We start from the raw sequence: 9,931 nt of genomic DNA on the forward strand, positions 1-9,931 counted from the left end.
ACGAGCGACGGGTGGGGCTCCGCGCAACCGGGGGACGGCACGTGGCCGCGGGGTCGTGAGGAGTGGGGGCCCGGAGGGTTCCCGCGACGAGCGACGGGTGGGGCTCCGCGCAACCGGGGGACGGCACGTGGTTGCGGTGCGGTCCGGAGGACCGCGATGAAACAGCACCGAGGCCGGTCCGGGAATCCGGACCGGCCTCGGTGCTGTCTGCGGTGGGTCGCCGGAAGAGCCGCAGCGGGGCGGCGGCGTCCCGGCGTCCGGTGTCAGGCGGTGCGCACCCGCGTGCGGGCCTGCCGGCGCTTGAGGGCTCGGCGCTCGTCCTCGGAGAGGCCGCCCCACACGCCGGAGTCCTGGCCGGAGCGAAGAGCCCAGTCCAGGCACGACTGCACCACGGGGCAACGGCCGCACACGGCCTTCGCCTGCTCGATCTGCACGAGGGCGGGGCCGGTCGTCCCGATGGGGAAGAACAGCTCCGGGTCCTCGTCGCGGCAGAGCGCGCGATGGCGCCAGTCCATGGCGGTGTACTCCTCGGGATCGTCTTCGGTTTCGTGCTGGGTCACGTCGGGTCCGCCCGTAAGCGGACACCGGTCACCCAGGTTGCGCTCAACGACTCACCGGCATTGTTACCGGCAGGTTGCGTTCCGTCCGCGATGTTTTCACGCGACGGACGCCTGTCAAGGAGCTCGAGGTCATCGCCGAGCCCCTCGTGAGCAACCTCACCACGCCCGTGCTAGGTGCGCCACTCGACGTGTCGGCGCGCGGAGCGGGGCGTTGACTTCCGGGCTCGGATGTGAGTGGGAAACGGCTGGTGCAGGGCTAGGCGACGACCCGCAGAGCTGCGGGGATGCTGCGCACCCGCAGGCCCGTCGCGGTGCCGAGGTGGTCACCGTCGAGCTGCCAGCCCTGCGGCCGGACGGCGGTGAGCTCCAGCTCGTCCAGGTCGTGCCAACGGTGCACGCCGCGCCCGCGCGCGTCCGGCTCGCGGGCCAGGGTCTGCCGCACCGTGTGCACCATGCGCAGCGGCCCGGTGCGGCCCATCGCGAAGACGTCCAGGCCGGTGTCGAACGACGCCTCCGGGCTCGGGTTCACCGGTCGGGCGCCCAGGTAGGTCCACGGGCTGACGTTGGAGACCAGGCAGAGGAACAGGCCGTCGGTCGCCGGGCGGCCGGGGACCAGGGCGGTCATGGCCGGGCGGCGACGCTCGCGGCCGAACAGGAACGCGCTGGTGGCCTCGCGCACGTAGAGGGCGCCGGTGGAGCGGCGGCCGCGGGCCCGCTGCGCCTCCACGCGGGCGATCACGTCGGCGTCGAAGCCCATCCCGGCGGAGAAGGCGAACCAGCGCGGCGTCGTCCAGGCCGGCTCCGCCGCGGCGTCGGCGGCCGCCTCGGCCGCCGCCCGCGCCGGCTCCTCCTCGGTGAGCGGGGCGGTGCTGGTGCCCGAGGCGCTGGCGGTGCCGAGCGACACCAGGCGGGTGCGCCCGGCCCGCAGCGAGTCGAGGATCTCCGCCGTCGCCTCGACGGGGTCGCGCGACCGGCCCAGGGCCCGGGAGAACACGTTGGTCGAGCCACCGGGGACCACGGCCAGCGTCGGCAGGTGCGGGCCCGGCCCGTCGGCGAGCAGGCCGTTGACCACCTCGTTGACCGTGCCGTCGCCGCCGACGGCGACGACGACGTCCATCCCCTCGGTGACGGCACCGAGGGCGAGGTCGCGGCCGTGCCCGCGGTGCGAGGTCTCGGCGACCTCGGCCTTGAGCTCGCTGGCCAGCGCGCCGAGCAGCACGTTGCGCATCTTGGCGGTCGTGGTGGTCGCCGCGGGGTTGACGACCACGAGCGCGCGCATGCGGTCAGGCTAGCCAGCGCCCGGTGCCGGGCCCGGCAGGCGGAGGCCGCAGGGTCGGCAGCGCGCGCCGCACGGGCCGCCCGACCGGGGCGGTGGCGTGCGGGGGAGGGGCGCCCACCACCGCGTGCGCGGCCGTGCCGGGCGTGCTCCGGCGTAGCCTCGCCGTCGTGACCGACGAGGGCCGGGACGGCGGGACCGCGCGGCGGCGCGGCGCCCGGCGCCGGGCCGACCGGCTGCTCGGCGCGGCCGCCGAGCCGACCGCTCCGCGGGCGACGCGCCCGCCGTCCGACGCGCCGCCGGCCGTGCGCCGCGCGGCGCTGGTCGTCGCCGTGGAGGCCGCGCTGCTCGGCGTCGTGGCGCTGGGCCTGCTGTTCCTGACCGTCACGAGCACGCCGGACAGCACCGGCCGGGCACTGGCCGAGGTGGTCTACGTCGGTGCGGGGGCGGCGCTGCTCGCCGCGGCCGCGGTCGGGCTGCGACGGGTGTCGGCCTGGGCCCGCGCACCGGTGATCGTGCTGCAGATCCTGCTCGGGCTGCTCGGGTACACGACGGCCTTCGCGGGCGGACTGCCGCTGGTCGGGCTGCCGGTGCTGGCCCTGGTCGCCACCGAGCTCTACCTGCTGGCCACGCCGGAGGCGCGGCTGGCCTTCTCGCAGCGCTGAGCCCCCGCTCTCCGGGGGCCGCCCCGGGCGCGTCCGGGGCGGAGGCGGGGTCCTTGCTCAGACGAGTTCGAGGACGTCGGCGATGGAGTCGCACACCCGGCCGGGGCGGAACGGGAAGCGGCTGACGTCGGTGGCCCGGGTGGAGCCGGTGAGCACCAGGATGGTGTCCAGGCCGGCCTCGATGCCGGCGACCACGTCGGTGTCCATCCGGTCGCCGACCATCATCGTCGACTCGGAGTGCGCCTCGATCCGGTTCATCGCGCTGCGGAACATCATCGGGTTCGGCTTGCCGACGAAGTAGGGCTCCGCGCCGGTCGCGCGCGTGATCATGGCCGCGACCGAGCCGGTGGCCGGGAGCGGCCCCTCCGGCGACGGGCCCGTCACGTCGGGATTGGTGGCGATGAAGCGGGCGCCGGCGTCGATCAGCCGGATGGCGCGGGTGATCGACTCGAAGGAGTACGTGCGGGTCTCGCCGAGCACGACGTAGTCCGGCGCGGTGTCGGTCATCGTGTAGCCGGCCTCGTGCAGCGCCGTCGTCAGACCGGCCTCGCCGATCACGTAGGCCGAACCGCCGGGCAGCTGGCTGGCCAGGAAGTCCGCCGTCGCCAGCGCGGAGGTCCAGATCGACTCCTCGGGCACCTCCAGCCCGGAGCGGACCAGCCGCGCGGCCAGGTCGCGCGGCGTGAAGATCGAGTTGTTGGTCAGCACCAGGAAACGGCGTTCCTTCTCGACCAGCCGCTGGAGGAACTCGGCGGCGCCCGGCAGCGCCTGGCCCTCGTGCACCAGCACGCCGTCCATGTCGGTCAACCAGCACTCCGCCGTCCCGCGCTCGATCACGAGCGGGGAGTCTTCCGGACGACGAACGCCGCGGCGAGCAGGGGTGCGTTCCGGCCGGTCGAACAGCACCCCGGCGCCGAGTCGGGCCAGGTCGCAGCCGTCAGGGTCGCCGTCGACCCGGTGCGTCCGCCGGGGCGGCCGCCGGTCGGCCGTGGAGGAAGCCCTGCTGCAGGTCCACGCCCATCGCGGTCAGCAGGTCCCGGACCTCGGGGGTCTGCACCCCCTCGGCCACCACCTCCAGGCCGAGCTCGTGGCCCAGGGCGGTGACGGTGCGGACGAGCGCCCGGTCGGTGCGGTCGTCGGCCATGCCCGTGACGAACGTCCGGTCGGCCTTGAGCTGGTGCAGCGGCATCGTGCGCATCTGGGCCAGCGACGACCAGCCGGTGCCGAAGTCGTCGAGCGCCAGCCGCACGCCCGCCTCGGCGAGCGCCGTGAGACCGCGCCGGGTCGCGTCGGTGGCCAGGGCGGACTCGGTGACCTCGACGACGAGGGACGCCGGGGGAGCCCCGTGCGCCCCGAGTTCGGCGAGCACGTCCCCGACCCAGCTCTCGCGGCCGACGACGGACGGCGGCACGTTGACCGCCACGGGCAGGGCCGCGCCCGCGTCGGACCAGGCGCGCCACTGGCCCAGCGCCAGGCGCAGGACGACCTCGGTCAGCTCACCCGCCAGGCCGCCCTGTTCGGCAAGGGGCACCACCTCGTCGGCGCCCAGCAGGCCCTCCCGCGGGTGCGCCCAGCGGACCAGCGCCTCCCGGTGCCGGACCGCGCCGGTGGCGGACTCGACGATGGGCTGCCAGTGCACGAGCAGCTCGCCGCCGACCAGCGCCCGGCGCAGCTCGGTGAGCCGCGGCAGGCGCTGCGCCGCCGCGGTGTCGAGGTCCGGGTCGTAGGCGGCCACCCCGGTCGCGGCGCGCTTGGCCCGGTACATGGCCACGTCGGCGTATCGCAGCAGCGTCGCCGCGTCGGTGCCGTCGTCCGGGGCGACGGCCACGCCGACGCTCGCGCTCAGCGCGAGCCGGGAGGCCGCCACCGCCACCGGCGTGGCGAGGGTGGCCCGCAGCGCACCGGCCACGTCGAGGCCGCGCCCGCGGTCGGCGGACGGCAGCACGACGGCGAACTCGTCGCCGCCCAGTCGGGCGAGCAGTCCGTCGGCGGGGGTCGCGGCTCGCAGCCGGCGGGCGACCTGCTGCAGTGCGTCGTCCCCGACCGTGTGCCCGAGGGCGTCGTTGACCTCCTTGAAGCCGTCGAGGTCGGCGACGAGCAGGGCGACCCGCCCGCCGGCGAGGGCGTCGTCGACGGCGGTGCGCATGGTCAGCCGGTTGGGCAGCCCGGTCAGCGCGTCGTGCTGCGCCTGGTGCCGCAGCGCCCGCTCGGCGGCGATCCGCTCGCCCAGTTCCCGCCGCACCTCCGCGACCAGACCGGCGTTGTCCAGCGCGAGCGACAGGTGGGCCGCGACCCGGACGGCGAAGGCGAGGTCGTCCTCGTCGTACGCGGGGCCGTCGGCGTCGCGGGAGACGCCCATCAGGCCGAGCAGCCGGTTCCGCGCCCGCAGGGGGACCAGCAGCATCGAGGCCAGCCCCCAGCGCCGGAAGTACTCCCCGTAGCCGGGGTGGATGCCGGCCAGGTCGTCCCGGCGCACGTGGGCCATCAACCGCGGCCCGGACGCCGCCACCGACCACAGGAAGCCCGGGGGATCGGACGGCAGCCGCACCGGCGCGCCGAGCTCCTCGAGGTCGGTCCGGGCCAGCGGGTCGACGTGCCACCAGGCGCGCACCTGCATGACCGGCGGGCCGTCCTGGGTGTCCACGAGCCAGATCGCGACGGTGTCGCCGCAGAGCCGGGCGACCGCCTCGGCGGCGGTCCGCAGCAGCAGGGGCATGTCCGTCGTGGCCCGGGCGAGGACGTCGGTCAGCGCGAGCAGCGCCTCCGCCCTGGCCACGGGATCGGTCCCCGGCGGGCGGAGGAGGATGTCCTCGCGTTCCACGCACCGTCCTCCCGGCCGGTCGGGCGCCCGTCAGCGGGCGGCGGTCCGCGGCGAGACTGCTCGGACCATTATCGGTCGGCTGCCCGCATCCGGCGCTGCCGACCGCGCGGCCGCAGCGGTGGTCACCGGTGCCCGTCGGCGGGGTGGCCGTCGGCGAAGGCGGCCAGCGCGTCGTCGGTGAGCCGGAAGACGGTCCACTCGTCCATCGGCACCGCGCCGGCGGCCTCGTAGAAGTCGATCGACGGGGTGTTCCAGTCCAGCACCCACCACTCCAGGCGGGCGTACCCGCGCCGCACGCACAGCTCGGCCAAGGTGCGCAGCAGCTCGCGGCCGAGCCCGCTGCCCCGGTGCGCCGGCCGCACGTACAGGTCCTCCAGGTAGATGCCGTGCGTTCCGCGCCAGGTGGAGAAGTTCAGGAACCACAGCGCCATTCCGACGACCTGCCCGCCGGCCTCGGCGACGTGCCCGAAGAGCTTGGGCGCGTCCCCGAACAGCGCGGTGGTGAGCTGCTCCTCGGTCAGCCGGACCTCGTGCGCCGCCCGTTCGTACTCGGCCAGCTCCCGGACCAGCCCGACGACCGCGGGGACGTCGTCCGGGCGGATCGGGCGCACGGTCACGAGAGGGCCTCCTTGAGCCGATCCGGCACCAGCCGACCGAGCGGTGAGACGAGGGGGACGAGCACGGGGGCGAGCAGGTAGCTGTAGGCGAGCGCGCAGCCGGTCACCACCGGGGCGACCGAGAAGCCGACGACGAGCACCAGGACGGCGGCGACCAGGCCGTAGGGGCGGCCGTTCCTCGGGCTCACCAGCGACCGGAAGGAGCGGAACCGGATCGTGCTCACCATCAGCGCCGCGGGGACGGCGACCACGAGCAGCACCCACAGCCGGTCGCGGCCCTGCATCTGGTCGCCGAAGGCGAACACCGAGGCGAGGACGACGCCGGCCGCCCCCGGGCTCGGCATGCCGACGAAGTACCGCTTGTCCGCCGTCGGGTCGATGGTCGTGTTGAAGCGGGCGAGGCGGATGGCCGCGCAGGCGACCCAGAGGAAGCAGGCCAGCCAGCCGAGCGGGTCCCACTCGTCGCGGCCCTGGGAGAAGAGGGTGAACGCGAGCAGCGCGGGCGCGAGCCCGAACGACACCAGATCGGCCAGCGAGTCGAACTGCAGGCCGAACGGGGTGACCGCGCCGACCAGCCTGGCCACGGCGCCGTCGGCGATGTCGAAGAACACCGACAGCCCGATGAGCACCGCCGCGAGGGTGTAGGCGCCGCGGATGGACACCAGGATCGCGGCGAAGCCGCAGAGCATGTTGGCGAGGGTGAACAGGCTCGGCAGCGTCGCCAGCGCGCGCCGGCGGCCGTCCCGGACGGATCCGCGGACGAACTCGACGGTGGCCGTGCGCCGCGTCGTCATCGGCGGGCGACCTCCTCAGCCGGCGGCGGGCCAGCGGGCGATGACGGTCTCGCCGCCCCGCACGCGCTGCCCCGTGCTCACGGTGATGGTGCAGCTGCGCGGGAGGAACACGTCCATCCGCGAGCCGAACTTCATCAGGCCCATCCGCTCGCCGGTCTCCAGCCGGTCGCCGACGCCGGTGCGGGTGACGATGCGGCGGGCCAGCACGCCGACGAGCTGGCGGAAGACGACCGTGCGGTCGCCGTCGCGGAGCCAGAGCTCGCTGCGCTCGTTCCGGTGTGCCGACTCCTTCCGGTAGGCGGCCAGGAAGCTGCCCTTCTGGTAGGAGCTCTCGACGACCTCCCCGCGGTACGGGGCGCGGTTGACGTGCACGTCGACGACCGAGAGGAAGACGCTGACCTGCTGCCAACCGCCGTCCGGGGCCGGCTCGGGTGCAACGCCCTCCTGCGGCTCGCCGGCCACCATGACCACGCCGTCGGCGGGGGAGAGGACGTCGTCGGGCCCCGGTGGCTCGGCGTCGCAACGCCGCTCGGGGTCGCGGAAGAACAACGTCATGTAGGCCGACAGCGCCAGGAGGGGGGCCGCGGCCAGCCGGGCCCGCCCGCCGGCGAGGGCCAGGGCTGCGGCGGGAGCCAGGGGCACGGTGACGAACGGCCACCCGGCCGGATCGATGCGCATCGTGGCCAAACGGTACCGGGGAGGGGACGGTGAGGCGGCCTCACCCGGGAGCCCAGTGCGTGCGCCCCCGGAGTGCGGCACCGCACCGGCCGGCGAGGGGGGCCCCGCCGGCCGGTGCCTACGATCAGGCGGTCAGGACGCGGCCTTCGTCTCCCAGAAGATCTTGTCGATCTCGGCGATGTAGTCGAGCAGCTTCTGCCCCTCGGCCGGGTCCATGCTGCCCTTCGCGGCGGGCCCACCGGCCTGCTTGGTGGCCTTGTTGAACAGCTCGTGCAGCTGCGGGTACTTCTCGAAGTGCGGCGGCTTGAAGTAGTCGGTCCACAGCACCCAGAGGTGGTGCTTGACCAGGTCGGCGCGCTGTTCCTTGATGAGCACGGCGCGCTGCTTGAAGACCTCGTCGTCGCTGCCCTGGTACTTCTCCTGGATGGCCTTGACCGATTCGGCCTCGATCCGGGCCTGTGCCGGGTCGTAGACGCCGCAGGGGAGGTCGCAGTGCGCGGTGGCTTCCACCGCGGAGAACATGCGGGTCAGACGCATGGATGTGCCTCCGGATGTCGACATGTCGGGATGTCTGCGACCCTACCCGCGGTGTCCCAGGCCCACCCGTCCGAGAACGCGCCCTCCCCGCTGCCCTCCCGCTGGGCGCTTGCCCGCGTGACCGGCCCCTCGATGTCGCCGACCGTCCGCCACGGTGACCGGCTGCTGGTGCGCCGGGTGCGGCGCGGTGACGCCGTCCGGCCCGGGGACGTCGTCCTCGCCCGGTTCCCCGCCCGGCCGGAGCTGCTGGTGGTCAAGCGGGTGCGGCGCGCGGTGCCCGGCGGCCACTGGGTGGAGGGCGACAACCCGCTGGTCGCCGACGACAGCCGGGCCTACGGGACCGCCGTGGTCGTCGGGCGGGTCGTGGCTCGCCTGCGACCCCGTCCCGGTCGGCTCCCGCCGCCGCCGGGCTGATCCACCGCCGTCCTCGCCGGGCCCGCCGCCGTCGGGTGCGTCCGCGGCCTCGGGTGCCGTCGCCCGGGTGTCGTGGCGTCGGGTGTCGTGGCCCCGGGTGTCGTGGGCCCGGGTGTCGTGGGCCCGGGTGTCGTGGGCCCGGGTGTCGTGGCCCCGGGTCCGTGGCCTCCGAGCCGGGCACTACGCTCCGTGTTCCATGGGCGCAGAGCAGGGCCTGACCTCGCACGACGCCGGCCCGGACACGGTCACCCGAGCCGCCGACCGCTTCGCCGACGATCCGGCGTTCGCGGTGCACGAGGACGGCAAGCTGGTCGTCCGCCCGACCCGGCCGATCACCTCGATCGACGACCTCGCGCTCACCTACACGCCCGGGGTGGCGCGGGTCTCCAGCGCTATCGCCACCGACCCCGGTCTGGCGCGCCGCTACACCTGGGCCCCGCGCGTGGTCGCGGTCGTCTCCGACGGCACCGCGGTGCTCGGCCTCGGGGACATCGGCCCGGCGGCCTCGCTGCCGGTCATGGAGGGCAAGGCCTGCCTGTTCGCGGAGTTCGCCGGCCTCTCGGCGGTGCCGGTCGTCCTGTCCACGACCGACACCGACACGATCGTCGAGACGGTAGCCGCGATCGCGCCGTCCTTCGGCGGGATCAACCTCGAGGACATCAGCGCTCCGCGCTGCTTCGAGATCGAGGCCCGGCTGCGGGAGCGGCTCGACATCCCGGTGATGCACGACGACCAGCACGGGACGGCGATCGTCGTGCTGGCCGCGCTCCGCAACGCCGCCCGGGTCACCGGCCGCGAGCTGTCCGACCTGCGGGTGGTCATCGCCGGGGCCGGCGCCGCGGGCATCGCCACCACGAAGATCCTGCTGGAGGCCGGGGTCGGCGAGATCGCCGTCGCCGACTCGCGGGGAGTCCTGCACGGCGGTCGCGACGGCCTCACGCCGGTCAAGCAGTGGGTGGTCGAGCACACGAACGCGTCGGGGTTCGCCGGCACGATGATCGACGCGCTGCGCGGGGCCGACGTCTACGTCGGCCTGTCCGGCGGATCGGTGCCGGAGTCGGCGATCGCCTCGATGGCCGACGGCGCGTTCGTGTTCTCCCTCGCCAACCCCACGCCCGAGGTCGACCCGGAGATGGCGGCCCGCCACGCCGCCGTCGTCGCCACCGGGCGCAGCGACCTGCCCAACCAGATCAACAACGTGCTGGCGTTCCCGGGGGTCTTCCGCGGGGCGATCGACGCCGGCGCGACGGCGATCACCGAGGGCATGAAGCTGGCCGCGGCGACGGCGATCGCCGACGTGGTCGGCGACGAGGTGCGCCCCGACTACGTCGTCCCCAGCCCGCTCGACCGGCGGGTGGCCACCGCCGTCGCCCATGCCGTCGCCGCGGAGTGGCACCGCACCACGTGAGGTGCTGGAGCGGGCCACCCTCCGGGGGCCCGCGCCGAGCCGGGTGAGGTGCTGGAACGGCCACCCTCCGGGGGCCCGCGCCGAGCCCGGTGAGGTGCTGGAACGGCCACCCTCCGGGGGCCCGCGCCGAGCCGGGTGAGGTGCTGGAACGGCCACCCTCC

At 75.1% G+C, this 9,931-nt stretch carries 11 protein-coding genes; 3 read left to right on the top strand and 8 right to left on the bottom strand.

Annotated elements, in window-relative coordinates:
- Positions 1 to 263: 263 nt before the first annotated feature.
- Entirely contained in the window at positions 264 to 515 is a 252-nt protein-coding gene (locus OF117_RS05010; protein ID WP_263551984.1) for a WhiB family transcriptional regulator, read from the bottom strand.
- 301 nt (positions 516 to 816) lie between these two features.
- Positions 817 to 1,839, bottom strand: a complete 1,023-nt coding sequence (locus tag OF117_RS05015; protein WP_263551703.1) for a diacylglycerol/lipid kinase family protein — start codon at positions 1,837 to 1,839, stop codon at positions 817 to 819.
- Between the two features lie 167 nt (positions 1,840 to 2,006).
- On the opposite strand from OF117_RS05015, the gene OF117_RS05020 reads away from it, so the two are divergent.
- A complete protein-coding gene (locus tag OF117_RS05020) occupies positions 2,007 to 2,501 on the top strand; it encodes a hypothetical protein (RefSeq protein ID WP_263551704.1) in 495 nt (164 codons plus the stop codon).
- Between the two features lie 57 nt (positions 2,502 to 2,558).
- Here OF117_RS05020 and OF117_RS05025 read toward each other — a convergent pair whose 3' ends face one another.
- The 6 genes from OF117_RS05025 to sodN form a co-directional block, all read right to left on the bottom strand.
- Positions 2,559 to 3,299, bottom strand: coding sequence for an HAD-IIA family hydrolase (locus OF117_RS05025; RefSeq protein ID WP_318014222.1), 741 nt, complete (start codon positions 3,297 to 3,299; stop codon positions 2,559 to 2,561).
- A 139-nt stretch (positions 3,300 to 3,438) separates the two neighbouring features.
- The gene (locus OF117_RS05030; protein WP_263551706.1) at positions 3,439 to 5,322 is read right to left on the bottom strand and encodes a putative bifunctional diguanylate cyclase/phosphodiesterase; all 1,884 of its coding nucleotides are present in this window, start codon (positions 5,320 to 5,322) and stop codon (positions 3,439 to 3,441) included.
- 122 nt (positions 5,323 to 5,444) lie between these two features.
- Entirely contained in the window at positions 5,445 to 5,939 is a 495-nt protein-coding gene (locus OF117_RS05035) for a GNAT family N-acetyltransferase (protein ID WP_263551707.1), read from the bottom strand.
- The gene (gene pssA / locus OF117_RS05040) at positions 5,936 to 6,733 is read right to left on the bottom strand and encodes a CDP-diacylglycerol--serine O-phosphatidyltransferase (protein WP_263551708.1); all 798 of its coding nucleotides are present in this window, start codon (positions 6,731 to 6,733) and stop codon (positions 5,936 to 5,938) included. Before pssA ends, OF117_RS05035 begins: the two co-directional genes overlap by 4 nt.
- Before the next feature lie 15 nt (positions 6,734 to 6,748).
- The gene (locus tag OF117_RS05045) at positions 6,749 to 7,411 is read right to left on the bottom strand and encodes a phosphatidylserine decarboxylase (protein WP_263551709.1); all 663 of its coding nucleotides are present in this window, start codon (positions 7,409 to 7,411) and stop codon (positions 6,749 to 6,751) included.
- Between the two features lie 132 nt (positions 7,412 to 7,543).
- Positions 7,544 to 7,948, bottom strand: coding sequence for a superoxide dismutase, Ni (gene sodN / locus OF117_RS05050; RefSeq protein WP_263551710.1), 405 nt, complete (start codon positions 7,946 to 7,948; stop codon positions 7,544 to 7,546).
- A gap of 51 nt (positions 7,949 to 7,999) precedes the next feature.
- Here sodN and OF117_RS05055 point away from each other — a divergent pair, with 51 nt between their 5' ends.
- Together OF117_RS05055 and OF117_RS05060 are read left to right on the top strand one after the other, a co-directional pair.
- On the top strand, positions 8,000 to 8,362 hold the full coding sequence (locus OF117_RS05055) for a S26 family signal peptidase (RefSeq protein WP_263551711.1): 363 nt from the start codon (positions 8,000 to 8,002) through the stop codon (positions 8,360 to 8,362).
- Between the two features lie 196 nt (positions 8,363 to 8,558).
- The gene (locus OF117_RS05060; RefSeq protein ID WP_263551712.1) at positions 8,559 to 9,770 is read left to right on the top strand and encodes an NADP-dependent malic enzyme; all 1,212 of its coding nucleotides are present in this window, start codon (positions 8,559 to 8,561) and stop codon (positions 9,768 to 9,770) included.
- Positions 9,771 to 9,931: the final 161 nt, after the last annotated feature.

It is taken from the genome of Geodermatophilus sp. YIM 151500 (genome assembly GCF_025716945.1).
Taxonomy (GTDB): domain Bacteria; phylum Actinomycetota; class Actinomycetes; order Mycobacteriales; family Geodermatophilaceae; genus YIM-151500.